The sequence below is a fragment of the Marmoricola sp. URHB0036 genome (genome assembly GCF_000426045.1).
In the GTDB taxonomy this organism is placed as follows: domain Bacteria; phylum Actinomycetota; class Actinomycetes; order Propionibacteriales; family Nocardioidaceae; genus Marmoricola.
Genome location: NZ_KE384490.1, coordinates 25,795 through 51,006 on the forward strand (window position 1 = coordinate 25,795; position 25,212 = coordinate 51,006).

General features: G+C 67.1%; 25 protein-coding genes. 21 read left to right on the forward strand and 4 right to left on the reverse strand.

Features of this window, described 5'->3' with window-relative positions; translation table 11 throughout:
* Nucleotides 1–68 precede the first annotated feature (68 nt).
* A complete protein-coding gene (locus H976_RS0120390) occupies nt 69–650 on the forward strand; it encodes a TetR/AcrR family transcriptional regulator (protein ID WP_027863041.1) in 582 nt (193 codons plus the stop codon).
* A gap of 248 nt (nt 651–898) precedes the next feature.
* Here H976_RS0120390 and H976_RS0120400 read toward each other — a convergent pair whose 3' ends face one another.
* A complete protein-coding gene (locus H976_RS0120400; RefSeq protein WP_036227611.1) occupies nt 899–1,864 on the reverse strand; it encodes an alpha/beta hydrolase in 966 nt (321 codons plus the stop codon).
* Nucleotides 1,865–1,970: 106 nt separating this feature from the next.
* Between H976_RS0120400 and H976_RS0120405 the strand changes: the two genes are divergently transcribed.
* The 8 genes from H976_RS0120405 to H976_RS27630 all read left to right on the forward strand — a co-directional run bounded on the left by H976_RS0120405 (nt 1,971) and on the right by H976_RS27630 (nt 10,779).
* Nucleotides 1,971–2,843, forward strand: coding sequence for a phytanoyl-CoA dioxygenase family protein (locus tag H976_RS0120405; protein ID WP_027863043.1), 873 nt, complete (start codon nt 1,971–1,973; stop codon nt 2,841–2,843).
* Between the two features lie 102 nt (nt 2,844–2,945).
* Nucleotides 2,946–4,133, forward strand: a complete 1,188-nt coding sequence (locus H976_RS0120410) for an aspartate aminotransferase family protein (RefSeq protein WP_196804163.1) — start codon at nt 2,946–2,948, stop codon at nt 4,131–4,133.
* A gap of 14 nt (nt 4,134–4,147) precedes the next feature.
* Nucleotides 4,148–5,056: a phytanoyl-CoA dioxygenase family protein gene (locus H976_RS27620; protein ID WP_051277182.1), complete on the forward strand. Its 909-nt coding sequence runs from the start codon at nt 4,148–4,150 to the stop codon at nt 5,054–5,056.
* Nucleotides 5,056–6,078 (forward strand): hypothetical protein, encoded by a 1,023-nt coding sequence (locus H976_RS0120420; protein ID WP_027863045.1) that lies wholly within the window; start codon nt 5,056–5,058, stop codon nt 6,076–6,078. The genes H976_RS27620 and H976_RS0120420 overlap by 1 nt, the downstream gene beginning before the upstream one ends.
* Nucleotides 6,079–6,118: 40 nt before the next feature.
* On the forward strand, nt 6,119–6,757 hold the full coding sequence (locus tag H976_RS27625; RefSeq protein ID WP_081683081.1) for a TetR/AcrR family transcriptional regulator: 639 nt from the start codon (nt 6,119–6,121) through the stop codon (nt 6,755–6,757).
* 252 nt (nt 6,758–7,009) lie between these two features.
* Nucleotides 7,010–8,161: a substrate-binding domain-containing protein gene (locus H976_RS0120435; RefSeq protein ID WP_196804164.1), complete on the forward strand. Its 1,152-nt coding sequence runs from the start codon at nt 7,010–7,012 to the stop codon at nt 8,159–8,161.
* Between the two features lie 42 nt (nt 8,162–8,203).
* Nucleotides 8,204–9,739, forward strand: coding sequence for a sugar ABC transporter ATP-binding protein (locus H976_RS0120440; protein ID WP_027863047.1), 1,536 nt, complete (start codon nt 8,204–8,206; stop codon nt 9,737–9,739).
* A 23-nt stretch (nt 9,740–9,762) separates the two neighbouring features.
* Nucleotides 9,763–10,779: an ABC transporter permease gene (locus H976_RS27630; protein WP_196804165.1), complete on the forward strand. Its 1,017-nt coding sequence runs from the start codon at nt 9,763–9,765 to the stop codon at nt 10,777–10,779.
* A 59-nt stretch (nt 10,780–10,838) separates the two neighbouring features.
* Here the strand turns inward: H976_RS27630 and H976_RS29165 are convergent, their stop codons facing one another.
* Nucleotides 10,839–11,747 (reverse strand): NAD(P)-dependent oxidoreductase, encoded by a 909-nt coding sequence (locus H976_RS29165; RefSeq protein WP_081683083.1) that lies wholly within the window; start codon nt 11,745–11,747, stop codon nt 10,839–10,841.
* Between the two features lie 77 nt (nt 11,748–11,824).
* The gene (locus H976_RS0120455) at nt 11,825–12,448 is read right to left on the reverse strand and encodes a TetR/AcrR family transcriptional regulator (protein WP_027863048.1); all 624 of its coding nucleotides are present in this window, start codon (nt 12,446–12,448) and stop codon (nt 11,825–11,827) included.
* Between the two features lie 123 nt (nt 12,449–12,571).
* On the opposite strand from H976_RS0120455, the gene H976_RS0120460 reads away from it, so the two are divergent.
* The 9 genes from H976_RS0120460 to H976_RS29725 all read left to right on the forward strand — a co-directional run bounded on the left by H976_RS0120460 (nt 12,572) and on the right by H976_RS29725 (nt 19,920).
* On the forward strand, nt 12,572–13,789 hold the full coding sequence (locus tag H976_RS0120460) for an acetyl-CoA C-acetyltransferase (protein ID WP_027863049.1): 1,218 nt from the start codon (nt 12,572–12,574) through the stop codon (nt 13,787–13,789).
* On the forward strand, nt 13,786–14,541 hold the full coding sequence (locus tag H976_RS0120465; RefSeq protein ID WP_027863050.1) for an SDR family oxidoreductase: 756 nt from the start codon (nt 13,786–13,788) through the stop codon (nt 14,539–14,541). The genes H976_RS0120460 and H976_RS0120465 overlap by 4 nt, the downstream gene beginning before the upstream one ends.
* Complete coding sequence (locus tag H976_RS0120470; RefSeq protein ID WP_027863051.1) at nt 14,538–15,566, forward strand: phosphotransferase family protein; 1,029 nt, start codon at nt 14,538–14,540, stop codon at nt 15,564–15,566. The genes H976_RS0120465 and H976_RS0120470 overlap by 4 nt, the downstream gene beginning before the upstream one ends.
* On the forward strand, nt 15,566–16,789 hold the full coding sequence (locus tag H976_RS0120475; RefSeq protein WP_027863052.1) for an acyl-CoA dehydrogenase family protein: 1,224 nt from the start codon (nt 15,566–15,568) through the stop codon (nt 16,787–16,789). The genes H976_RS0120470 and H976_RS0120475 overlap by 1 nt, the downstream gene beginning before the upstream one ends.
* A gap of 578 nt (nt 16,790–17,367) precedes the next feature.
* Complete coding sequence (locus H976_RS0120480; protein WP_027863053.1) at nt 17,368–17,940, forward strand: PadR family transcriptional regulator; 573 nt, start codon at nt 17,368–17,370, stop codon at nt 17,938–17,940.
* Nucleotides 17,941–18,032: 92 nt separating this feature from the next.
* Nucleotides 18,033–18,455, forward strand: coding sequence for a DoxX family protein (locus tag H976_RS0120485; protein ID WP_027863054.1), 423 nt, complete (start codon nt 18,033–18,035; stop codon nt 18,453–18,455).
* 27 nt (nt 18,456–18,482) lie between these two features.
* Nucleotides 18,483–19,349 (forward strand): alpha/beta fold hydrolase, encoded by an 867-nt coding sequence (locus H976_RS27640; protein ID WP_036227612.1) that lies wholly within the window; start codon nt 18,483–18,485, stop codon nt 19,347–19,349.
* A 59-nt stretch (nt 19,350–19,408) separates the two neighbouring features.
* Complete coding sequence (locus tag H976_RS0120495) at nt 19,409–19,642, forward strand: hypothetical protein (RefSeq protein WP_027863055.1); 234 nt, start codon at nt 19,409–19,411, stop codon at nt 19,640–19,642.
* A 95-nt stretch (nt 19,643–19,737) separates the two neighbouring features.
* Nucleotides 19,738–19,920: a hypothetical protein gene (locus tag H976_RS29725; protein ID WP_196804166.1), complete on the forward strand. Its 183-nt coding sequence runs from the start codon at nt 19,738–19,740 to the stop codon at nt 19,918–19,920.
* Nucleotides 19,921–20,169: 249 nt separating this feature from the next.
* Here the strand turns inward: H976_RS29725 and H976_RS0120505 are convergent, their stop codons facing one another.
* Nucleotides 20,170–21,327: a hypothetical protein gene (locus H976_RS0120505; RefSeq protein WP_027863056.1), complete on the reverse strand. Its 1,158-nt coding sequence runs from the start codon at nt 21,325–21,327 to the stop codon at nt 20,170–20,172.
* A gap of 974 nt (nt 21,328–22,301) precedes the next feature.
* Here H976_RS0120505 and H976_RS29730 point away from each other — a divergent pair.
* From H976_RS29730 to H976_RS29170, 3 genes are all read left to right on the forward strand, one after another.
* Nucleotides 22,302–22,802: a MarR family winged helix-turn-helix transcriptional regulator gene (locus tag H976_RS29730; RefSeq protein WP_081683084.1), complete on the forward strand. Its 501-nt coding sequence runs from the start codon at nt 22,302–22,304 to the stop codon at nt 22,800–22,802.
* Nucleotides 22,799–24,019 carry an MFS transporter gene (locus H976_RS0120510; protein WP_027863057.1) on the forward strand — a complete coding sequence of 407 codons (1,221 nt, stop codon included), beginning with the start codon at nt 22,799–22,801 and terminating at the stop codon, nt 24,017–24,019. Before H976_RS29730 ends, H976_RS0120510 begins: the two co-directional genes overlap by 4 nt.
* A 428-nt stretch (nt 24,020–24,447) precedes the next feature.
* A complete protein-coding gene (locus tag H976_RS29170) occupies nt 24,448–25,014 on the forward strand; it encodes a sigma factor (protein ID WP_051277191.1) in 567 nt (188 codons plus the stop codon).
* Nucleotides 25,015–25,212 lie beyond the last annotated feature (198 nt).

Consider the following 25,212-nt stretch of genomic DNA (forward strand, 5'->3'; position numbering starts at 1 on the left):
TGCTCCTCGGGCTGTGGTGGCTGCTAGTCTGGCTTGTTCAAATGACTTAGTCGAATGAAAGAGTAGTGATGGCGCGCGTTCCCACGGAGCTCCGGCGACAGCAGCTCATCGAAGCTGCGATGACGGTGATCGCTCGCGAGGGCGTCGATGGTGCAACCACACGGAAGATCGCCGACGAGGCCCAGGCCCCGTTGGCGACGTTGCACTACTGCTTCCACAACAAGGAGAACCTGTTATGGGCAGTGTTCGAGCATCTGGCCAAGCTCGTCCGCGACGACCTTGCACGGACATCAGCCCCTGACCCAGCCGCGACCGTTCTCGTCACCCACTTGGTGCGGGAGACCGTCCAGTGGGCGATCGAGAATCCGGCCCCCAACCGGGCCCAGATCGAGATCTGGTCGTGGGCAAGACGCAATGACCCGGAGTTCGCGTCGCGCATCTACGACATGTTCATCCAGACCTGGAAGGAGTGTCTGCGGCAGGTGCTGGCCCCGCTTCCCGAGGAGCACCTCGAGACCTTGACGCGGGTCTTCGTGGCGGTGATCGACGGCCTGTGCATGCAGCTGATCACTCACGGCGATGATCTGGCGGTCCTCCGCGAGGCCGAGACCGCGCGCGAGATGCTGATGGCGTACGTCGGCTCCCCGTAGCGCCGCCGCCGCGCCGAAGCGTTGGGGCGGCCTTCACCCGAGGCGCGAGTCGTGAACCCAGACTCCAGGATCACGGGCCTTGATGCAGTTACGGATATGAACGCGTGGCTGCAGGTCGTCGCTGTGCGGGCTCCCGAGCAACCGGCACACGTGCGCGACCGGGCTGTCGAGAGCCGTCTGTCACTGGTGGACAGTGGCCTCATCGCCGAGTCCTATGGTCGGATACGAGCGGACCTCGCGTTCGGCATTCATATGCGCTGATCCGTGACCAGGCCGGTTTGGAAGGCGTCGCGGAGCCTTCGGCAGGCGTCGTTCACTGCCGTTCTAGCGGTGGTGAACGTCTCGACATCAGTCAAGAACCCGTGGAAGACGCCTCGATACCGCTCACGCGTCACGAGCACACCCTCCTCCGCGAGGCGGTCGGCATAGGCCTCGCCGTCGTCGCGGAGCGGATCGACCTCGGCCGTGATCACATGGGCGGGCGCCAGTCCGCTGAGACTCTCTGCGCGCATCGGGGCGGCGAGCACGTCCGGAGCGACGCCGGCCTCGCCGACGTACTGATGCCAGAACCAGCGCGCGTCCTCGGCGCCGAGCAGCGGCGCGTCGGCGAACTCGCTCCACGACGGTCGCTGGAACGAATCGTCGACAGCCGGGTATGCCAGAAGCTGCAGGACCGGTTGGGAAAGGCTGCGGTCGCGCAGGTCGAGGCACAGTGCCGCGGCAAGACCGCCGCCGGCAGAGTCGCCGGCGACCGCGATGCGTCGTGGGTCGACGCCCAGGTCGGCGGCACTCGTGGTAAGCCACGCGTGCACGGCGCGTACGTCGTCCAGAGCGGCGGGATAAGGGTGCTCGGGCGCGAGGCGGTAGTCCACCGAGAACACCGCGCACCTGGCCCCGGCGGCGATTAGTCGACACAGTTCGTCGACGCCGTCGAGGCTGCCCACCGTGAAGCCACCTCCGTGGACGTACATCACGGCCGGCGACCCCGTGCGTTCGGAGGGTCGGTACTCGCGCACCCGTACCGAGGGCACGCCCACGCGGTGATCGCGCACGGTCGCCATCACAGTGCTGCGCGAAGGAGGCAGGGGAGCCGTGAAGTCGCGGACGCCCTGGAGACCCAGCGTGTGCAGCGGGCCGGGCAACAGATCGGCCAGCTGCTGAGCCACCTGGCGCGCCTCGTCGTCGAGCAGTGAGTGCCACAACGGCTCCGTCATGTCGTCTCCCGACGGTGTGGGTTCGGATGAGTTGAGGGGTGTTCCCCTTACTTGATCAAATGATACAGTCGTTTGAACAACTCGGTCTTCAATAGGGAGATTGGTCATGGCCGTATCCACGCAGCCCCAGTCCCTGCGATCCGTGCCTCGGGACACCTCGATCGAGGAGATCCTCGCGATCGTGGCGAGCGACGGTGGGGTCATCCTCAAGGACTTCCTCAGTCGCGACCAGATCGACCGCTTCAACGCAGAGGTCGAGTCGGCAATGGAGGTTCTCCGGCCCGGATCCACCCACGAGAACGAGATGATCGCGGCGTTCCACGGCAGCAAGACCAAGCGCCTGACCAATCTGGTGACGCTGAGCCCGACGTTCCGCAACGAGATCATCGACCACGACCTCGTGCACAGCCTGTGCGACGCGACCTTCTTGGAGGAGTCGGGCAGCTATTGGATGACGACAGCGCAGGTGATCGAGATCGGGCCCGGCAACGACGCCCAGATCCTGCACCGCGACCTCGAGAACTGGTATCCCTTCGTCACCCTCGGCAAGAACGGTCCCGAGGCCATCTTGAACTTCCTGATCGCGTTCACCGACTTCACCGAGGAGAACGGCGCTACCCGAGTCATCCCAGGCAGCAACCACTGGGACGACTTCGAGGACCGTGGCGCCCCGCAGGACACCATCCCCGCCGTTATGGACGCCGGCGACGCCCTCTTCTTCAGTGGCAAGACCGTCCACGGTGGCGGCGCCAACCGGACCGAGAACGAGTACCGCCGGGCCGTCGCTTTCGCGCTCAACCCGGGCTTCCTGACCGGCGAGGAGGCCTACCCCTTCCTCGTGGACCTCGAGCTCGCCAAGAAGCTGTCGCCACGAGTCCAGCGCATGCTCGGCTTCCGGTCGCAGTACCCGACCGGCTCAGCCGGTCTGTGGCAGGTGGACTACGCCGAGCTCGGCGACTACCTCGGTCTCGACGGCTGAGGAAGCGAAGGATTCGACGTGGCACTCGCGAGCTCCCAGGCCGCCTTCGAGCGGACCAGACGGAGTGTCGGCGGGGGAGTCGGCTCAGGCTTGCGTGCCGCCATGCAGCCCCATCCACTCTTCGTCCGCGAATCGCGCGGTGCGCATGTGTGGGACCTCGACGGCGACCGGTACATCGATTACGTGATGGCGTGGGGGCCACTGGTCCTCGGCCACGGCGATCCTCGCATTACCAAAGCCGTCGCGGAGGTCGCGACCCGGATGCAGGTGGTCGGCACTGGCCACGAGCTGGAGTACCTCGCGGCCGAGGCCGTGCTGGACGCCGTACCTCATGGCGAGCGGCTGCTGTGGAGCAACACCGGGACCGAGGCCGTGCAGGTGGCGCTGCGCCTCGCGCGCGGCGCGACCGGCCGCCGGCGCATCCTCAAGTTCGCGCGGAGCTACCACGGCTGGTACGACTCGGTGTACGCCGGTCTCGGGGAGTCGGACAGCGGCCGGCAGGCCGTTCCCGCCAGCAAGGGGCAGAGCCCGTCGGGGCTCGAGGAGTTGATCGTCGCTCGGTTCAACGACACCGTGATGGCCGAGCAGCTGATTGGGGACGTCGAGCGCGACATTGCGGCGGTTCTCGTCGACCCGATCCTCAGCAACGGCGGAGTGGAAGCCCCCAAGCCGGGCTTCCTGTCCGCGCTGCGTACCGCGTGCGACCGGCACGGCGTCGTGCTCATCTTCGACGAGGTGATCGCCGGGTTCCGGATCGCACGTGGCGGTGCGGCCGAGAGGTATGCCGTCACGCCGGACCTGTCCGTGTTCGGGAAGGCGATGGCCGGAGGATTCACACAGAGTGCTGTCGTCGGCCGAGCTGACCTCGTTGACCAGGTGACCTCCGGCGTGGTCCACGCCGGCACCTTCAACGCCAATCCGATTGCGCTGGCCGCCGTCGAGGCGACCATGCGCGCGCTGGCCGGGCCGGGGGTCTACACCCAGCTCGAGGAGATCTCCGCCGATTTCGAGCGTGCCGTCGGCGCCGCGCTCGCGTCCGTCCCCGACAGCGGCAGCCTCAACCGCGTCGGCTCGCTGCTGCAGTACGTGCCGCCGGGCGGTAGGACCGGACTCCACGGAACCGGTGGCCCTTGGGCCGCGATCCTCGAGGGGATGGTGCGACGCGGCGTGCTCTTCATGCCCTCAGGGAAGGTCTTCCTCTCCACCACGCACACCACCGACGACGTCGCGGCAACCGCCGAGGCGCTCCTGGAGGTGCTCGTTCAGATGCGCACCCTCCAACCACACTGAAGAAAGGACGTGCCATGAGCACGCTGACAACCCTGGACCCCACCGCAAGCATCGAGGAAGCGATCGCCGTCGTAGAGCGCGACGGCGGCGTCATCATCCGCGACTTCTTCGACGCCAACGTCCTCAAGGAGCTGCGCTCCGACATCGACGCCGCCATGGCAAGCACACCGTGGGGCCAGGACGATTTCTCCGGTCACCACACCAAACGGCTCTACGGCGTCTTCCAGCACACCCCACACGCGGCCACCGCTGTGCGGCACCCGCACTACGCCGGCATCGCGAAGCACTTTCTCGAGATTTCCAAGCCGGTGTACGTCGGAGATGACCTGATCGAGCTCGCCCCCAGCTACCAGGTCGGCGTCAGCTCGATCATCGACATCCACCCGGGCGAAGGCGCCCAGTCCCTGCACCGCGACGACACGGTCTGGCAGTGGCGGCACCCCGAGGGGTATCGCCAGGCCCGCGTGCAGATCATGGTCGCGGTCACGGACTTCACCGCAGAGAACGGCGGCACCATGGTCGTGCCGGGCAGCCACAAGTGGGACGACAACCGCGGCCCGCACGTCGACGAGGCCGTGCCGACGGTGATGACCGCCGGTTCGGCCTTGATCTGGGTCGGTGGCACGTTTCACGGCGGCGGCACGAACACCTCGGACAGCAACCGGATCGGCCTGACGATCGGCCTCGACCTCGGCTACCTGCGCCAGGAAGAAAACGCCTACCTGACGTACTCGACCGACGTCATGAAGACGTTCGACGAGGACATCCAGCAGCTGCTCGGGTGGTCGGTCTGCCCGCCGGGCACCGGCTTCGTCGACTACCAGGGCACCATGGCCGACCCGATCTTCCTCCTCAAGGACGGCGAGGAGGTTCGCAACTCCTACGCCGACTTCAACGCCAGTCCCGAGCCGCAGAGCGTTTGATGCGGCCCACCGACGTGGTGATCGTCGGGCTGGGAGCCACCGGCCTGGCGATCACCGAAGCGCTCGCGTCGCGGGTTGACTGCCGTCTCGTCGGCGCAGCTGACATCCAGCCGCACATCGCGGGCACTTCGCTGTCGTCCGTGGTGCCCGGGGCGCCGTCGGTGGCGGTCGTGGCCTCGCTCGAGGAGCTGCCCGCCGCCGACGTCGCTGTCGTGGCGACTTCGTCGTGGGTCGAGAGCATCGAGCCCACACTGATCGCGCTTCTGAGCAAGGGCATGAATGTGGTGTCGATCTGCGAGGAGCTGCGCGACCCCGGTCTCAGCCACCCCGACGTCGTCGAGCGGCTAGATCGAGTTGCGAGGTTCAACGGCGTCACGGTACTCGGCACCGGATGCAACCCGGGCATGTTGATGGACACGCTTCCCATCGTGCTGAGCGGGTTGACGACCCGCGTCCAATCGATCGCCATCCGGCGAACGGCTGACATGAGTCGCTACGGCGCCATCCTGGCGAAGTTCGGCCTCGGCCTGTCCCCGGACGAGTTCCTCGTGCGTAGGGAGGAGGGTCGGGTGATGGGACACGTCGGTTTCGCCCAGAGCATCGCGGCAATCGCCCGCGGCCTGGAATGGACCCTCGACGACATCGTGGTGGAAGCGGTCGAGCCTGACATCGTCGCCACTGAGGAGCGCAAGGGTGCGCACTTGCTCATCCCTCGCGGCACGGTCGCCTGCGTCGTCCACCGCGCCCGCGGGGTCAGGTCGGGAATCCCAGTGGTAGAGCTCGCCACGCGGTTCGGGATCTTCGACTCGAGCGACGATGTCGAAACCGGCGACACCCTGACGATCGCGGGGAGGGAGCAGACGATCGAGGTGCGCGCCGCCGGGGGCTATGAGAGCTTCCTGTCGACGGTGGCGATGGCCGCGAACTCGGTGGACGCGGTTGCCGATGCGGAGCCCGGCTTCCGCACCCTGCTCGAGCTCCCGGTGTCCGCGATTGCAAGCAAGGGCGCCCGGATGATCTGAGGGCGACCCGGGCTGAACTGCTACGCTTTGACTCATTCAAATGACTAAGTCGATCTCCGTTGGAGGAGCCGTGGCACACGTCCCTACCGATGTCCGACGCCAGCAGTTCATCGATGCTGCCGTGACCGTCATCGCGCGCGTCGGTGTCGACGGCGCGACTACGCGTCGGATCGCCGAGGAGGCGGGGGCACCGCTCGCTACGCTCCACTACTGCTTCCAAACCAAGGAGAACCTGCTCTGGGCCGTCTTCGAGCAGATCGCGGACCTGATGCGCCCCGACCCTGCGGAAGGCGATGTACGGGCGAATGCGAAGGGTCAGACCGTGTCTTCGATCGCCACCTCGCTGCTGACTGAGGCCATCCAGTGGGCCATCGCCCGCCCTGCCGAGAACCGCACGCAGATCGAGATCTGGCTCTGGGCCGAGCGCAACGACCCTGAGCTCGCCGTCAAGCTCTACGGCTTGTACATCGACTTGTCGAAAGATCTTCTCCGGGCCGCGAAGAACCCGCTCCCGGATGACCAGCTCGAGACGGTCACCCGCGTTATCGTCTCGATCGCCGACGGATTGTGCATGCAACTGATCACCCACGGTGACGAGAAGATGATCCTTCGCGAGCTCGCCACTGCCTCGGCGATGCTCGATGCCTATCTCGGGCGCCGTTCGCGGCGCATCGCTTGACTCCATCCTCTTCCTGACGCTCGCCCTTAGGGATGCCCCGTCAAGCCGGGATGTCCTTGAGCGCGCTGGCGCTGATGGGCGCCGTTTCTACCTGATCATCTGATCTAGTCATTTACTCGTGAGCCATTGCGGCATGGTCGCGGTCGTGTTTATGATCACGCGTCTAAGTCAACTGATCAGCACGCTAGGAACTGCCGCACCCAGGTGCTCCAGATGCCTCGCGAGACGCTGTCGAGCAGGCCAGGAGAACTCATGAAGAAGCGCATACCCGGGCAATGGAGCGCGATCGCGGCGGCGGCGTTGCTGGTAACCACGGTGTCCGCGTGCGGCGGGTCCGGCACCGGTAGCTCCGGTGCTGAGGCCAGCAGCGGAGACACGGCGCGTTACAAGGACGCGTTGAATGCCTGGTACAAGGGCACCTACAAGGAGCCTGAGGGCCCGGCGGTTCAGGCCCCGAAGGGAAAGGATGTCTGGCTCGTCTCTACCGGCATGGGCATCGAGTACTCCGTGCGCGTAGCGAAGGCAGCGAAGCAGGCGGCCACCGATCTCGGTTGGAACTTCCACGTCTTCGACGCGAAGTTCGACCCGAACCAGATGCTGACCGGCGTGCAGCAGGCCGTCGTCGCCCACGCCAGCGGCATCATCGTTTCGAACATCGACTGCGCCACGGTCAAGAACGCGGCACAGCAGGCGAAGGCGGCCGGCATCCCGATCATCGGCATCGAGTCCGCCGATTGCAGTCCGAGCGTGTACTCGCACGTTGTCAGCTACGCGGGCAAGGCGTCCCTTCAGCACTGGCTGCGCGACTTCGGCAAGGCGCAGGCGACGTGGGTGATCGCGAAGACCAACGGTCAGGCCAAGGTCGTGCTCAACACGGAGACTGACACGGCGAGCACCCTCGGCACGACCGTGGGGATCAAGGAGCAGCTCAAGCAGTGCTCGACCTGCAAGATCCTCGAGGACGCGACGTGGGTGTCGTCGGACTATGGGCCAGGACTGCAGACCAAGATCCAACAGGCGATGGTGAAGCACCCTGATGCGAACTCGTTCATCCCGAGCTACGACTCGGTGATGACCCAGAGTGGCGGCGCTCAGGCGTTGAAGTCCACTGGTCGGATGTCCCAACTCGCGATCGCCGGTGGTGAGGGTAGTTCTGCAGGCATCGCGCAGATCCGCGGCGGCGACGGCATGCAGATGTGTGCCGGCGAGTCCGGTGAGTGGGAGACCTACTCCGCCTTCGACGCCCTGGTGCGTTCGTTCCTCAAGCGTGACACGTCCGAGGTCGACACCGGAAATGGCATCCAGGTCTGCGACAAGGCTCACAACATGCCGCCGACGGGCAAGGCCTACACACCACCAGTCGACTTCGTCTCCGCCTACCGCAAGCTGTGGGGTCTCTCCTGAGGCTCCAGCCACCGGCCGCACTCGGATGAAATGGGAGTTCCCATGCGCACGCAGCTTCCTGGTTCAGCGCTCGCTATGGTCGGCGCCTGCAAGACGTTCGGCGCGAACAAGGCGGTCGACGACGTCTCGTTCGAGTTGGCACCGGGACGGGTGCACGCCCTGCTTGGTGGAAACGGGTCGGGCAAGTCGACACTGATCAAGCTCCTCGCAGGTGTGGAGCGCGCAGACGCGGGCCGGGTCGAGATCGCAGGGCGCGTCACGCAGCTCGCGGAACTCACCCCGGCTCGCGCTGGCGCCATGGGCCTGCGATTCGTGCACCAGCAGCGGTCGACGTTCCCCGAGCTCACCGTCGCGGAGAACCTCGCGATCGGCGGTTCCGGCTTTCCTCTCGGCTCGGGCGGCAGGATCCGCTGGCGGGAAGCGAGGCGTCGCGCGGAGCATGCACTGGAGCGGTTCGGCATCGAGGTGCACCCCGATCAGCTCCTCGGCGAACTGGGGCCGGCGCGTCAGGCAATGGTCGCGATCGCGCGGGCGCTGCAGTCCCAGGGCGAAGGCGAAGGCGTGCTCATCCTCGACGAGCCGACGGTCTCGCTGCCCGACGCCGAGGTGCGGCTCCTTCTCGACGCGGTACGACGCCACGCCGACCGTGGTCAGACCGTGGTGCTCGTCACGCACCGGCTCGAGGAGGTCTTCGCTGTGGCCGACAATGCCATCCTGCTGCGCAACGGCCGGTTGGTCGACGAGGTCTCGCCGCAATCGATCACCCGCGCCGACCTGATCGAGCTGGTCATCGGTCGTCCGGTGGAGGAGGTCGCCCCGACCGGCGGAGCCGGCGGCGGGCCAGCCGTGCTCGAGGTGCATGCGCTGCAGGCTGGCCCTGTGGGCCCGGTCGACCTCACCCTCCACCGGGGCGAGGTGGTAGGCATCGCCGGTCTCGTCGGGTCGGGTCGCTCGAGCCTGCTCAAGGCATTGTTCGGCGTCCTGCCCGCCGAAGCGGGTGAGGTGCGACTGGACGGCCAACCGCTTGAGCTCTCGAGCCCGCGTCGTGCGATGCGAGCCGGATTCGCGCTCGTACCCGAGAGCCGTGCGGAGGATGCAGCCTTCCCGGACCTGACCCTCACGGAGAACCTGTCGGTGAGCGTGCTCCCGGACTACTTTCGTGGTGGGTTGATGCGTGGGCGGCGCGAGCGCCGGGACGCGAACGGACTGCTCACGACTTATGCGATCAAGGCGGAGGCCGTCGAGGACCCGCTCGACTCCCTCTCCGGCGGCAACCAACAGAAGGCGGTCGTCGCCCGCTGGCTGCGGCGTGAACCCCGGGTCGTCCTGCTGGACGAACCTACCCAGGGCGTTGACGTCGGCGCACGCGCGGAGATCTACGGGCTGATCAAGCGCGCGGTGGACACGGGCTCAGTCGCCTTGGTCGCCTCTTCCGACAGTGAGGAGCTCGCAGCGATCTGTGACCGCGTGCTCGTGCTGCGCCGTGGGCGCATCGTCGGCGAGGTTCGCCGCGACCAGATGACCAGCAACCGGATCGAGCGCCTGGCGCACGGTGAGGCAGAGGAAGTGGCGGTATGAGTTCGTTGTCCAACAACACAGAGGTGGGCGCCGGTGGCGCTCCGCAGGCCGCGCCTGTCGTCGTGCCAGCGCGAAAGCGTCGACTTCGCAAGCCGATCCGCGCCTACTTGGAGGCCCATGCGTTCCTCGGGCTCTTGGTCCTGGCGCTCGTCTTCTTCAGCGTATGGCCCAAGACATCGGCGGTCTTCCCGACGACGGCGAACCTGCAGATCCTGTTCGGATCCAGCACCGTGGCCGCGATCGCAGCGCTCGGCTCGCTGATTCCGCTGGTGTGCAACGAGTGGGACCTGTCGATCGGCGCGACCGCGGGCCTGAGCTCTGTGTTCGTGGCCGTCGCGCTCACCAACGGCACCTCCCCGTTCCTTGCGATCGCGCTCGGCATCGGGATCGGGCTGGCGGTCGGCATCGTCAATGCTGTCCTCGTGACCCGCCTCAACGTCAACGCCGTGATCACTACGCTGGGCATGTCGATCATCCTCGCCGGCATCATCTCCCTCAAGACCGGCGGTGTCACCGTCGCCGGCTCGATCCCGGTGGCCGTCACCAACTTCGGCACGCTCTCGTGGTTCGGGATCCCACGCTCGGTGGTCGCGCTGGCCGTCGTGGCGGCCATCGCCTACTACGTGCTCGACTACACGCCGTATGGCCGCTATCTCTACGCGCTCGGGTCGAACCGCTCCGCAGCCCGGCTGACCGGCATCCGGATCAAGTTGGTCGTCGGCACCACGTTCGTGATCGCCGGTGCGCTCTGCGGCGCGGCTGGGGTTCTGCAGGTCGCTCGGGCCGGCGGCGCGAACCCACACCTGGCCGACAGCATCCTGCTGCCCGCCCTCGCTGCCGCGTTCCTCAGTGCGGCGGCGGTACGGCCTGGTCGCTACAACGTCGGCGGCGTGCTGGTCTCGGTCTACTTCCTCGCGGTCCTCAACAACGGACTCAACTTGGCCGGCGCGCCAGAGTACGTCTCGAACTTCGTCAACGGCGGAGCGCTCATCGTCGGTGTCGGCGTCGCTGCTCGCCTCGGCGGCCGTCGCGAGGCCTGAACCACACAGCAGCGTCGCCACGTGGTCGTGGCGGCGCTGCTGTTCTGGCCGTGCTGTTCTCAGGAGTCGAGCGTGGCGACGACCGCGATGTCCTGGTCGCCCAGGCCGGCGTCGACACCGCGCCGGAGCACTTCGGAGGTGGCCTGGATCATCGGGGCCTTCCCGTGCTGGTTCAGGCCCGCCGCGAACGCGGCTGCGGCGTCGGCGTAGACGGCGAGCGTGGCCTGATCGGTGGCGAACTCCTGGTCGCGCAGGCGGTCCAGGATCAGCTTCAGCTGGCCGTCCATGACCGATAGTGAGTAGGACGTGAGGTCGGACAGGATCTCGTGCGACACCCCGAACGCGGTGGTGAACCGGGCCGCTTCGACGAACGCCGTCAGCGTCGTGATGTAGAAGGCCCCTGTCATCGCGCAGTCGATGGCGTTGGCGGCGCCGAAGTCGGTTCCCACGTGCAGGGAGCCTCCGGCGAGGCCGAGGACAGCGTCCTGATGGGCCTTCCACACGTCTTCGTCTCCGGCGACGAGGAAGCGGGCCTCGGCGGTGCCGAGGTGCTCGGGGTAGGCCGCGATCGCGGCGTCGAGGTAGCGGACGTCCTTCGCGTGCGCCCACTCGCCGAGGGCGCGCCCGTCCTCGGGCGTGCCGCTGGTCGTGTTCAGGACGGTGGTGGCGCCGAGCTCGGCGGAGTCGACGACGTCGAGCAGTGCGCGTACGTCCTCGGTGGAGCTGATGCACAGGATGGCCAGCGGGGTGCTCGTCAGCGCCTCTCGGGCAGAGGACACCGCGACGGCACCGTCGCGAGCGAGCGCCTCGGCGCGTTCGGGCGTTCGGTTCCAGGCGGTGACGCTCCATCCCTTGGACAAGAAGGCGCGCACCATGGCCGAGCCCATGTTGCCGCAGCCGAGCACGGCGACGGCACGCGTTGCGGCGTCCGGAGAGGTCGAAGCGCCGCGATCAAATGACCCAGTCATCTGACCAATGTCGGGTACGGCACCGGGCGCTGTCAAGAGCTGTTGTGGGGCGCGACATCGACGGCGCCGCCCGTGCTTCAGCCCCTCGCGACGTGCTGGTGCGGCGCGACCAGCCCGACGAGCCGCAGCCCGATCTCGGCGTACTCCTCGGCGACCTGCTCGGGAGTCCAACGCCCGCCCTCGCGATACCACCGCGCCAGGTCGATGCCGAGGGAGAGCAGGGCCGCCGCTGACATGGAGGGGTCGGGACTGGCGAAGCAACCCTGGCGGACTCCGTGCTCCACCAGACCACGGGTCAGGTGCTCGATCTGGCGACGAAGGCCGCGGATCTCGGCGTAGTGCTCCTCCGAGAGTGCGGCGAGCTCGTAGTTCACGATCCGGGCCGAGGTGTGGTTGCGAGCGTGATGCAGGCAGAAGTCGTGCATCCAGCTTCGCAGCGCCTCGCAGGCAGGGGCGCCAGCCTCGGTCGCGGCGCGGACCATCGCCAGCGTGGTCTCGTGGCCCTGGCGGGAGATCAGGTAGAGCAGCTCTTCCTTCGAGCGGTGATGGACGTAGAGCGCGGCCGGGCTCATGCCCGCGGCGGCGGCGATGTCGCGCGTCGTCGTGCCGTGGAAGCCCTTCTCAGCGAAGGCGTCGGTCGCGGCCAGCAGCAGCCGCGCGCGACTCACGTCGGCGCGTGCCGACTCCGTTGCTTCGGTCATCAGGCCCCTGGGAGATGAAGTGACGTGGGTCACGGCAGCGGCCGGGCCACGCCCGTTGACGTCGATCTTGTCATGAGTCAGAGTACAGCCTAAGCAAGCGCTTAGTAACCAAGGATGTGGCTCATGCCCGAAGCCGTGATCGTCTCCACCGCCCGCTCGCCCATTGGGCGCGCCGTCAAGGGCTCGTTGAAGGAGATGCGTCCCGACGACCTTGCCGTGCAGATGGTCCAAGCGGCGCTCGCCGCGGTGCCCGAGCTGGACCCGGCCGAGGTCGTGGATCTGATTCTCGGAGTCGGCCAGCCCGCGGGGGAGGCCGGCAATAACCTCGGCCGCGCTGTCGCTGTGCGGTCCGGCATGGACCGCCTGCCGGGCGTCACGGTCAACCGCTACTGCTCCAGCAGCCTGCAGACCACCAGGATGGCGTTCCACGCGATCAAGGCCGGCGAGGGCGACGTCTACATCAGCGCGGGTGTCGAGACCGTCAGCCGGTTCGGCAACGGCTTCGCCGACAACCCCGAGGGCTACAACCCCGTGTACGACGAGGCGCGGGCCCGCACCGCGCAGCGTGCTTCAGGTGGCGCGGGCACATGGAAGGACCCGCACATCGACGGGGCCCTGCCGGACCTCTACATCGCGATGGGCCAGACCGCCGAGAACGTGGCCCAGGTGCTGGGGATGTCGCGACGCGAGCAGGACGAGTTCGGCGTACGCAGCCAAAACCTGGCCTGCCAGCGCATCGAGGAAGGGTTCTGGGCCCGCGAGATCACTCCGGTCACGCTGCCCGACGGGACCGTGGTCTCGACCGACGACGGCCCCCGTCCCGGCACCACGCTGGAGGGCATCAGCGGCCTCAAGTCGGTCTTCCGCCCCGACGGCACCGTGACCGCCGGCAACGCCTGCCCGCTTAACGACGGCGCCGCGGCGCTCGTGATCATGAGCGACACCAGGGCCAAGGCCCTCGGCCTGACGCCGCTGGCACGGATCGTCTCCACCGCAGTGACCGGTCTCTCCCCGGAGATCATGGGCCTCGGGCCGGTCGAGGCGATCCCGGCCGCGCTGCGCAATGCGAGCATGTCCCCCGACGACATCGACCTGTTCGAGATCAACGAGGCTTTCGCCGTGCAGTCGCTCGGCTCGGCGCAGCAGCTCGGCATCCCGATCGAGAAGCTCAACGTCAACGGCGGCGCGATCGCGATCGGCCACCCGTTCGGCATGACCGGTGCGCGCATCACCGCGACCCTGATCAACTCCCTGCAGTGGCACGACAAGCAGTTCGGCGTGGAGTCGATGTGCGTCGGGGGCGGCCAGGGCATGGCGATGGTGCTGGAGCGGCTCTCATGAGGACGCGCTTCCAGGGCAAGACCGCCATCGTGACCGGAGCCAGCCGCGGGATCGGGCTCGGCATCGCCGAGAGACTGGTCGCCGACGGCGCCCGCGTCGTCATCACCGCCCGCAAGCAGGAAGCGCTGGACGAGGCCGTCACCCACCTCGGCGGCCGGAACGTCGCCCTTGCCGTCGCCGGCAAGGCCGACGACCTGGCACACCAGGAGGAGACCGTCGCCCGTGCCATCGCCACCTTCGGCAGCGTCGACCTGCTCGTCAACAACACCGGCATCAACCCGGTCTACGGCCCGCTGGTCGAGCTCGACCTCGCCGCGGCCCGCAAGGTCGTCGAGGTCAACTGCATCGCGGCCGTGTCCTGGGTGCAGCGCGTCTACTGGGCGTGGATGCACGAGCACGGCGGCGCGATCGTGAACGTCTCGTCGCTCTCCAGTGTCCGCACGGCACCGGGCATCGGTTTCTACGGCGCCTCCAAGGCGATGCTGAACTCGATCACCGAGCTGCTCGCTGTCGAGCTCGGCCCGAGCGTCCGCGTCAACGGCGTGGCCCCGGCCGTCGTCAAGACCCGCTTCGCGGCCGCGCTCTACGAGGGCCACGAGGAGGAGGCAGCATCGGCCTACCCGCTGCGCCGACTCGGCGAGCCCGAGGACATCGGCAGCGTGGTCGCCTTCCTGCTCTCCGACGACGCCGCGTGGCTCACCGGACAGACCGTCGCCGTCGACGGTGGCGTGGGCCTGGCGACACCGCTGTGAGCGACTCGTCGCGGACGCCGCCCGGCCTGGACCTCGCAGGTCTGGGTCGCTGGATGGCCGACCACGTCACCGGAGCCGGGTCGACGCTGACCGCGACCATGATCGCCGGCGGTCGCTCCAACCTGACCTACGTCGTCTCCGACGGCCCCCACGACTGGGTCGTACGACGCCCGCCCCTGGGACACGTCCTGGCCACCGCGCACGACATGAGCCGCGAACACCGCGTGATGACGGCCCTCGCCGCCACGCCGGTGCCGGTGCCCCGGACGTTCGGCTTCTGTGAGGACGCCGAGATCCTGGGAGCGCCGTTCTACGTGATGGAACGGGTCCCCGGAACGCCGTACCGGACCCGCGCCGAGCTACAGGCGCTCGGCCCTGAGTTCGCTCGCGCCGTCTCGACCCGGATGGTCGACACCATGGCGGAGCTCCACGAGGTCGACCCGGCCGCCATCGGGGTCGGCGACTTCGGCCGCCCCGAGGGCTACCTCGCGCGGCAGGTCGAGCGCTGGCGACGCCAGCTGGCGTCGTCGTACAACCGCGATCTCCCGGCGGCCGACGAGCTCCACCGGCGCCTGGCCGCCGCGGTGCCGCCGGAGTCCGGAGCCGCCATCGTGCACGGAGACTTCCGGCTCGACAACCTGCTCATCGACGACGGTCAACCGACCGCGGTGCTCGACTGGGAGATGGCGACCCTCGGCGACCCGCTCGCCGACCTCGCGCTCATGCTCGTCTACCACCGCCTCGCGCAGGTGCTCAGCGGCAACGTCGTCGCTGACGCCTCGAACGCGCCGGGCTTCCTCACCGAGAGCGAGATCGTCCAGCGCTATGCCGCGGCACGCGGCCGCGAACTCGCCCACCTCGGCTTCTACCTCGGGCTCGGCGCGTACAAGCTCGCCGCGATCCTCGAGGGCATCCACTACCGCTACCTGCAAGGACAGACCGTGGGCGAGGGCTTCGACCGGATCGGGGAAGCCATCCAGCCCTTGCTCGACACGGGCCTGACCGCGATGAAGGAGAACCACTGATGGACTTCTCGTACGACGCCCGCACCGAGGACCTGCGGGCCAGCATGCTCGAGTTCATGGAGATGGCCGTCTATCCAGCCGAGCACGTCTTCCACGAGCAGCTCGAGCTGCTGGAGGACCGCTGGGCCTGGGACTCCGCCCCGGTCATCCAGGAGCTGCGCGCCGAGGCCCGCCGTCGCGGGCTGTGGAACTTCTTCCTGCCCGGTGAGGAGGGTGGCGGCTTGACCAACGTGCAGTACGCCGCCCTCGCCGAGATCTCCGGCCGCAGCATCCACCTCGCCCCGGCGGCGATGAACTGCGCGGCGCCCGACACCGGCAACATGGAGGTGCTCTCGCAGTTCGGCACCCCCGAGCAGAAGCAGCGGTGGCTCGAGCCCTTGCTGGCCGGCGAGATCCGCTCGGCGTTCGCGATGACCGAGCCGGCCGTGGCCTCCTCGGACGCGACGAACATCGCGACCGGGATCGAGCGGGACGGAGACGAGTACGTCATCAACGGTCGCAAGTGGTGGATCACCGGCGCGATGAACCCGAACTGCTTGATCTTCATCGTCATGGGAAAGACCGACCCCAGCGCGGACCGGCACCGCCAGCAGTCGATGATCCTCGTCGAGCGCGACACCCCCGGCGTCGAGATCCACCGCGGCATGACCGTCCTCGGATACGACGACCACGAGCACGGCGGCCACGCCGAGCTGTCGTTCACCGACGTGCGGGTGCCCGCAGCGAACCTGATCGGGGGAGAGGGCGACGGCTTCGCGATCGCGCAGGCCCGTCTCGGACCGGGCCGGATCCACCACTGCATGCGCTCGATCGGGATCGCCGAGCGGGCGATCGCGCTGATGTGCGCGCGCGCCGACGAGCGGGTCGCGTTCGGCAAGCGGATCTCCGAGCAGGGCGTCGTCCGCGACTGGATCGCGGAGTCGCGGGTGCGCGTGGAGCAGCTGCGGCTCCTGGTGCTCAAGGCCGCCTGGCTGATGGACACCGTCGGCAACAAAGCGGCCCACACCGAGATCCAGGCGATCAAGATCGCCACCCCGGCCACGGTCGAGTGGATCCTCGACAAGGCGATCCAGACCCACGGCGCCGGGGGCCTCTCCCAGGACTTCCCGCTGGCCAACATGATCGCCGGCATCCGTACGCTGCGGTTCGCCGACGGTCCCGACGAGGTGCACAAGAACGCACTGGCTCGAGCGGAGCTTCACCGACAGCAGGCGAACCGCTGATGACCACCGCAGCTCCCAGACGAACCCTGCCCGCGCCGACCGTCGCCAAGCCGCTGGCCGCAGACGGGCACGCCGTCGCGGTGCTCGAGCTCGATGAGAGACCCTGTCAGCTGTGCATTCGCTCGAGCGGTCTTGGTGGTCTGATCCAACGTGATGAAGGTCCCGACAAACTCCCAACGAACCCTGCGTCGTAGTGCGTCGCAGTGCGCTGGAGTGGGCGGGCCGTGATCAGCAAAGCCGCAGGTCAGGCCGAGATTGGCCCGGCGCCATGCCTATCCCAAGGCGTAAGGTCGTCGGTTCGATTCCGACAGGCGGCTCCGAGAACTCTCTCCTGACCTGCGTAGACGCGGGCTTTCTCAGTTCGCCGTGCGGAGCCTCATGTTGATTGGCTCACCACTGGCTCACCAGTCCTCAGCGATTGGCCAGCGGGTGGCTTTGGAGGTCTCCACCAGCACGTTTGTAGGTCAGTGCTGACACCACCCGGACCAGGAGGGCACCCTAGTGTTGGTGGGAGTTGACACCACGCTGGCGGGCGCGCAAGCGGAGCGAGTCCGAGCAGATTGAGCGGAGGTGGGCGCATGTCGGCGACGAAGCTCCTGGCACTCGGTATCGTGCACCTCTCCGGCGGCGCGCATGGCTACCAGGTGCGGTCCGAGCTGCAGAGCTGGCGTGCGGAGATTTGGGCCAAGATCAAGCCCGGCTCGATTTATCACGCGCTGAAGAAGGCGGCGGCTGACGGTTTCCTCACCGAACACGCCGAGCCGGGCAACTCCGGGCCGGAGCGCGTTCTGTACCGCGTGACAGCTCGGGGACGTGACGAGATAGTCGAACTGGTCCGCGACGGTCTGCGGCGCACCCATGACCCCACCATGCTCAACGCGTCGATCGCCATGTTGCCCATGCTGACCAGGACAGATGCCATCGCGCACGTCAACGAGCGGGTCGCGCGCCTGGAAGCGGAGCTCGTAGAGCAGGCCAAGTGGCGGGAGCACCCGAACCCCGACATTCCCGAACACGTCCGCGATCAGGCCGAACTGTGGGCGGGACATGCACGCACCGAACTGGAGTGGGCGAAGAGCCTGAGCAAACGACTGGCTGAGGGCGCCTACACCATGGCCGATGATCCGGGTTCGTGGCGAACGGTCCCCTAATCAATCTTGACTAGACGCTCCTCCTCGCGTACTTTGGCCCAGTAACCAAACTTGACTAGTCGGCCAGGCCCGGACACGGCAAGGAGAGCCGAATGAGCACCATCCTCAAGAACAACTCGGAAACCGTTGCGCACACGCCCGGGCGGGCGAGCAGCATCGGGGTCTGGATTCTGCAAGTCGTGCTGGCGGCGATCATCGCCGGCGGCGGAATCTCGAAGTTCGCCGGCGACCCGGTCATGGTGGACATGTTCGCCGACATCGGGGCTGGCCAGTGGCTCCGGTACCTGGTCGGAGCGCTGGAGGTCGCGGGAGGGGTTGGACTTCTGATCCCAGCTCTGGCGGGCCTGGCCAGTCTGGGGTTGGCGGCATTGCTGACCGGTGCTGTCATCACCGATCAGTTCGTGCTCGAGCAGAGCCCTTGGCTGCCGCTCGCCCTTCTCGCCGTGGCGGCCGTGATCGCAAGGGCGCGGTGGTCACGCACCGACGCCGTCGTCGGCACGCTGCTCAGGCGCTGAGACAAACCTCTCGAACGGAGATGTGAGATGAACGAGATGGCCTTTCGCGTGACATCAAACGATGGCACCACCATCGCCTACGACCGGAACGGAAGGGGCCCGGCTGTCGTCCTGGTAGGCGGCGCACAGGACGACGGAGCCGAGAACGCTCCCGTGATACCTGCTCTCGCCGAGCACTTCACGGTTTACAACTTTGCCCGTCGGGGACGCGGCGCGAGCGGCTTCACCGAGCCCTACGCCGTGGAAAGGGAGATCGAGGACCTGGATGCGTTGATCGCGGAGGCGGGCGGCTCGGCACACCTGTTCGGGGCGTCCTCTGGTGGCGCTCTGGCGCTGGAAGCCGCCGCGGCCGGGTCAGCCATCGACACGATCGCCGTGTGGGAGGTGCCCTACGCGGTCGGGGACGACATACGCCCGCGATTCGAGGAGTACGTCGCGGACACCCGACGCGCCTTCGACGCCGGGCGAGACGAGGAGGTTCTCGAACTGTTCATGCGCATGACCGGCGCCTCCGACGACAACGTCGCGGCCAGGAAAGCGGCAGGCAAGCAGACGGCGCATTGGGCGGATTCGGTCGCCCTCGCGCCCACGCTGGTCCACGACAGCCTCTTCCTCAACCACTACCAGTTGCCGGCCGATCGACTGGCAACGGTCACCCAACCGGTCCTGGTCACCACCGGAGGACCGATCACGGTCCCCTACATGGCAGGCCTGCCCTCGGACTTCTTCGACCGCGCAGCCGACGAGCTTGCAGACCTCCTACCCCACGCTCAACGGGAGACCCTCGAGGGGCCGGATCACGTCGTCGACCCACAGATCGTCGGCCCGCTGTTGCTACGGTTCTTCAGCAGCGAACACCGAGGGGTCCGCGAGGTGTTGCGGGAAGACGATTAGGCACCGCGCAAGCAGATCTTCGTCGCGCCAGGGACACGGGGCGGACAGATAGTGTCGAGGTGGATGTCGTCGGCGGCATCACAGGCCTAATCCTGGGCGAGCTCGTCACCAACGTCTTCGTCACCACGCAAGGCCGGGCCGTCGTACTGACCTGGGCTTCAGTGGGACTCGACCTGGCCTACTCGCTGCTCATCGGCTCCGTCGTCGGTCGTACCCCGCACTCCGGGCCGACTCAGTACCGCCCACCGAAGCCCTGCACAGCACATGACCAGGCACCTCGGCAGGGCCAGTGATTCCGGGCTGTGGTCGCATGCGGTCACCGTTTCCGGGGCGGTGGCCCGGTGCCGAAAGCCGTGCCCACGGCGTGCTCACGTCAGGAGTGCCACCGATGACGCAGGCGCGTTCGCGGGTCGACCTGTACGCGGCCATCCGACGGGATGCCCGATCTGGAATGTCCAACCGGGCGCTGCAGCGCAAGCACGGCGTCGGCTTCCGAACCGTGACAGCGGCGCTGGAATCTGCATGGGCCGAAGGCGAGAAAGCAACCGCCCAAACGCGGCTCACGGATTGACGCGTACCGAGTGGTGATCGACGACTGGCTGCGCTCGGACGTCTGGCACAAGGTCGCCCGGCCCCTGGTGGTGATCACGGGCGTACTGACGATCATCCTGATCTGTATCGAAGTCGCGATCCTGGGTTAAGGCTCAACCGACCGGATCTGCCGCGATGAGTGCCCTTCAGGACCCACGTCTTTCCGCCGCGTGCTGGACGCACCGTTCTGCAGAGACCTAGCCAAGTGACGGGATCAAGTTGGTCGCGTTCAATCGACGGGAAACGCCTCACCCGCTGGCCAGGGGTCAGGAAGGTCGAAGTACTTGAATGGATCCACGGGTGCATTCGTGGCCGCTAGCCGGCTGTCGTCTGCAGTGACCGTGGTGGCGGGGATTCTGTTGGCCAACCCGTCCAGACGGTCTTGTTGAGTCGGATGGGGCCACAGCGTTACCTCGGCGCTGTGCAGGTGGTGCGGCTGGAGTTGATTCACGTGCAACACAGCGGCAACCGATGCGTTGGCCCAGTCTGGTGGGATCCCGAAGTAGCCATCCGGTTGGCGAACCTCAGTGGTGTGCACTTCCCCCTTTCCGTTTTCCCACCACGTCACCCCCGCCCGTCCGTAGAGCGCGTTAGTCGCGTGCCAGCGGTCGCGGTCCCAGATGTAGGTGCCAAGGGCGACGATGAGGGGATGACCGGTATCGCCGTAGGCGTTGGCCTTCGATCGCAGAGCTGACTGCATGCTGGGCGCGTTATCGATCCACTCGACGTCGCCGTCGGCGTAGACACCGAGCGCCCGATGATCGGGGCGGCCGCGATGCTCCTTTGAGATAGGGATGGCCGAGAACTCTGCCTCCCAGCCGTCACGTTCCCAGACGAACGATTCTCGGTTGGGTCCGTCGTAGTGGACTTGGTCCGGGTCGAGCGTGTTGAGCCAAGCGTCGATCACGCGTCGAGCGGCCGCACCCTTTGCGGGTTCAGGGCCGACGATCAAACGATCGAGGGACAGGAAGAAGTTGCGGTTGCGACACGATTGCAGGGTGTCGAGGAAGGCGGAACGTCGCTGACTACGTCCCTGAGCGGCGCGCTGAGGTCCTGGCATCGTCGCCTCAACGTAGAAGGACTCACCGTGCCCCTCGATGAGGAAATCGGGGCGCCGCGGACTGCCGGCCACACTGGGATGAATGTGCACCGTGTAGCCAGCTCGGCAGAACAGCTCATGCAGGTAAAGCTCTAGGAAAGCCGAGTAGTGGGCCGCATCGTCGGCTGCCAGGCGCCCGCGAAGGTCACGATAGTCACGATCGATCTCCACACGGTCGAGCCAGGTCTGCATGAGGTCTCGAACCTGTTGCCAGTAGTCGCCAGCTATGCGGTCGAAGAACTGGTACGACGTCTCGAGATGACTCTTGGGAGCCTTGTCGACGCGCACCGAGGACTCGAATAGCCGCGGGCGAGGATCCTGCACCGGGACAACCTAATTGACGCCCCGACTGAACGCATCCGGATCACCCGCGAAGAGCGCGTCATACCACCGCCTTGGTAGCAGAGGCCAACACCCGCCCCAAGGGCGGTCTCCTGCTGACTGCTGAGATGTAAATCCAGAGCCACTCAACCCCGCGAGCTGCGCTGATGACTGGCTAGGGGTCGGCGCATCTTCCGCGCCACACGCGCAGGCTCGATCGGGTCGAGTAAGTCTCACCTACTCATCTGCCGCAGATAGCCCGCGCCGCGGCCATCCGGACATGCCGCATAGCGTGCGCTGCGGCCGCGCTAACGCTATGCGGCAGTTCCGGAGGGTTCATGACCAAGAGCGACCAAGCCGCAGGCGGCTTTTTGTTCCCGTAGTGACTGGGCGACAGCGCACAGTCCCAATTGGGAGACGACTGCGAGATCGCCCCAACGGGCCACGCGGGTTCACCCGGGATGACCAAGCCTGAGCGGGCCGAAGCAAGCACCCCGGAGGCTTACAGTCGCTCATGGCGCGATCGCATCGGGCGCCTGTGGGGATCGATGCGCGTCGTGGGCGATCCGCTCGGCCTCAACCGAGTCGTTTCGAGCCGCCGCCTTCGTCGTGGTCGACTCATTCCTAGGGGCAGCACGCGTGAGGCGTTCTCCGGCGCGCAACAGCGCCTGGCTACCGTGCGAGCCGCATCTCTCGAAGGATCCATTGCCTCGATCGCGCGAACAGACGACCACCACGTCGTCCCTGACCAGCCGGCGTCCTCGGCTGCCTCCCAATGTCCGGCTTCGCTCAGGCCTGACACGGCGCAGGACGGTCTCGACGTCCGGTCCGTGGCTGGTGCTGCTGACTGGTTCCAGTCCGAGCGGCTGGCTCGTGACCGTCGGACGCTCGGACCCGACGAGCGGGTTGACAAGCACAGTCACCCTATGTATGCATGAATCATGCATACGTCGAATGCCGTGTTGGCCTGGGCGAATACCGTGCACGGCGCCGTTGATGAGGCACGCTCTGAGCTCGGGCTCGACCCTCGCGAACTTGCCGCACTCACGCTCGCCTCCGAGCACGAGGGGTGCACGATGGACTGGCTGCGCCAACGGATCGGGCTCACTCAATCCGGGACGGTCCGGCTTGTCGACCGGTTGACCGCCCGTGGTCTGGTCGAACGCGTCCTGATTCCTGGCCGCACTGTTCCCTTGCGGTTGACGGCTGCGGGAGCAGGCCTGCTGAAGGCATGGGCCGGGGCACGGGATAGGTCGGTGGACGACCTGCTGGCAGGACTTTCTGCAGAGCAGTGCGACCAGTTCCTATCGGCGATCCGCGTCGCGCTACAAACAACGCCACGTGACCGACGGACCGCGGACGCTGCGTGCGGCTCCTGCACGTGGCCGGCGTGCGGCACCGACTGCCCGGTCGATCTCAGCGTCTCCGACGAGTCGAGATGACCGAGGTCCGGTTAGGAGCTGATCGCACCGGTTGGCGGATACCCTCGGCGGTCCGCGTAGCGGGCATGGTGGCCTTCCTCGCAGCCTCTGCCGACAACTACGTGATGCTTCTACTGGTTTGGATCGCCGCGCCACAGGGATGGTCCGGCATCGAGACTGCTCTCGTGGTTGTGGCCCTGCGATTGCCCATTCTGTTGCTCGGGGTGCCGGTCGGTCGCGGCGTCGACCGGTGGGGCGCCCGCCCCATGATCCTTGCCGACGTCTCCCTCCGTGGCCTACTCCTCGTCGCGCTACTCGTCCTGTCGCTGTATGCCGGCGAGGTACCTCTCGTACCAGTACTCCTGCTTGGTGGGATGTGCGGTGCGCTGTCCCCGGCGACGTATGCAGGAGTCCGTTGGCTGGTCCCGCGGATGGTCCCGGTGGAGAAGCTCGGCAGAGCCAACGCAGTCGTCGCGATCAGCGACCAGTTGCCGCTGTTGCTCAGCGCAGCACTGGTCGGCCCCTCGCTCACCCTATTGGGAACAGCACCCAGTCTGACGATTCCCGTCGTGTTGTTCGGGATTGCCCTGATGTTCGCCGGGCGTCTGCCGAGTGGCCCTCAAGCGGGCGTGCTCCCGCAACTTACCGGGCGTCAGGGACCGAGCACTATCAGGATCCGGATGCTGCCCTCGAAGGTGGTCGCTTTGATCGCGTTGTCGACTGTCTACTACTTCGTCTACGGGCCCTTCGAGACCGTAACGCCTAGTTTCGTGCGCGAGAGCCTGGGCGGTGGCGCGGCAACTTATGGCTGGCTCTGGACTCTGTTCGGTCTCGGCGCCGTGGCCACCCTGCCGCTCGCGCCGCTTCTTGCCCGTCGCCGTCCCGGTCTCGTCAATGCGGTCGGTGCCGCGGCCTGGGGCGCGGCCATGCTGCCGCTGCTGTTTGTTGACGATCTCAGAGTCGCGGCAGCCCTGTTCTTGTTCGGGGGAGTTATCTGGGGTCCGTACACCACGGTCGAAACCACCGCTCTGCAGCGATGGGTCGATCCAGCCCAGCACGGCGCAGTCTTCGGTTTGCAGCGCTCTCTTCTGGCTACGGCCACGCCGCTGGGAGCTGCATGTGGTGCGGTGGCGCTCGCCCCCCACAACGCCCACTTGCTGCTCGCCCTGAGCGCGGGCACATGCTTTCTCGCGGGCGCCGTGGCGCTCGCCCACCATGGCCTGCGCACAACCGCCTAGAACCCCGCCCACAACAACTACGAATGATCAAGAATCGGCTGGCGACGCGTGCGTTTAGCGCTCGGACGAGAACGATGATCACCGGGGCATGCTTCGCACATCGAGGGCTCGCAGTCCGGGACAGCCAAATCGTCGAGGACCTGGGGTGAGCCCAGGCAAGGGGGTGAGCCGCACTGCGCTACCGGGATCGAGCGGCCAGTCCGCCGGCGCGCCCCGCCCCCAGTGGCGGCCAGGTGGCCGCGGGCGAGACGTTGCGTGTTTGAGCTCCCCGGTAGGTGGGCATGAGATGAACACCTGCGCACCAAGCGGGGCGTGTTGTATCTCGCGGCGTTGAACCAAAGCGGCGCGTAGTCCACACAGGAAGCGACTTGACGATGTCGTCGGTCCCCACCCCTTCAAACGCCGTTGCGAACACTGCCACTGCCAGCATGACCACAGGCATCGACCAATGTGGACAACAGACCCGGGAGCTGTTCCACCGCGTCTGCACCACCGAGGATGTCGAAGAGCAGCGCGGCCTCCTGGAGGAGATCATCGTGCTCAACATGGCCATGGCCGACGCCGTCGTGTCCCGTTACACCGGACGGGGTGTAGCTACCGAGGACCTACGCCAGGTGGCGTACACCGCCCTGACGCGCGCCGCACACCGGTTCGACCCCACCCGCGGGACCGCTTTCGCCGGCTTCGCCGTCCCGAACATGCGCGGTGAGGTCCGCAAGTACTTCCGCGACCATGCCTGGATGATTCGACCGACCCGCCGCATCCAGGAACTACAACCGCAGATCAACCGCGCCAGCGACGACCTGTGGCGCGAGCTCGGATGCTCACCGCGGCCAAGCGACATCGCCGTACGCATCGACGCGCCCGTCGACATGCCTCCTGCCGGTGACCACGTCCGGCGCCGGCTCTCACGTGGCGGGAACCGACGGATCAACCGGATGCGGGCGCTCACCCGGGCGTGCGTCCTGAACGCAGCGGTAAGGCGCGCGTTTTAACCGAGCTCGCTCGACGGTTTATTGGTGCCATGGGCTCTGGCGGGAACAGGACGATGGCGGCACGCGATATTCAATCTGTGGACCTGGTGACGACGGTCAGCGGCGTCATCGACCGGTTGCGGGAGATCGACGCCGAGGTCCCGGCCGACGCTGGCGTCTCGATTTCCAACCGGATGCACCTCACCGTCGCCGAGCGCA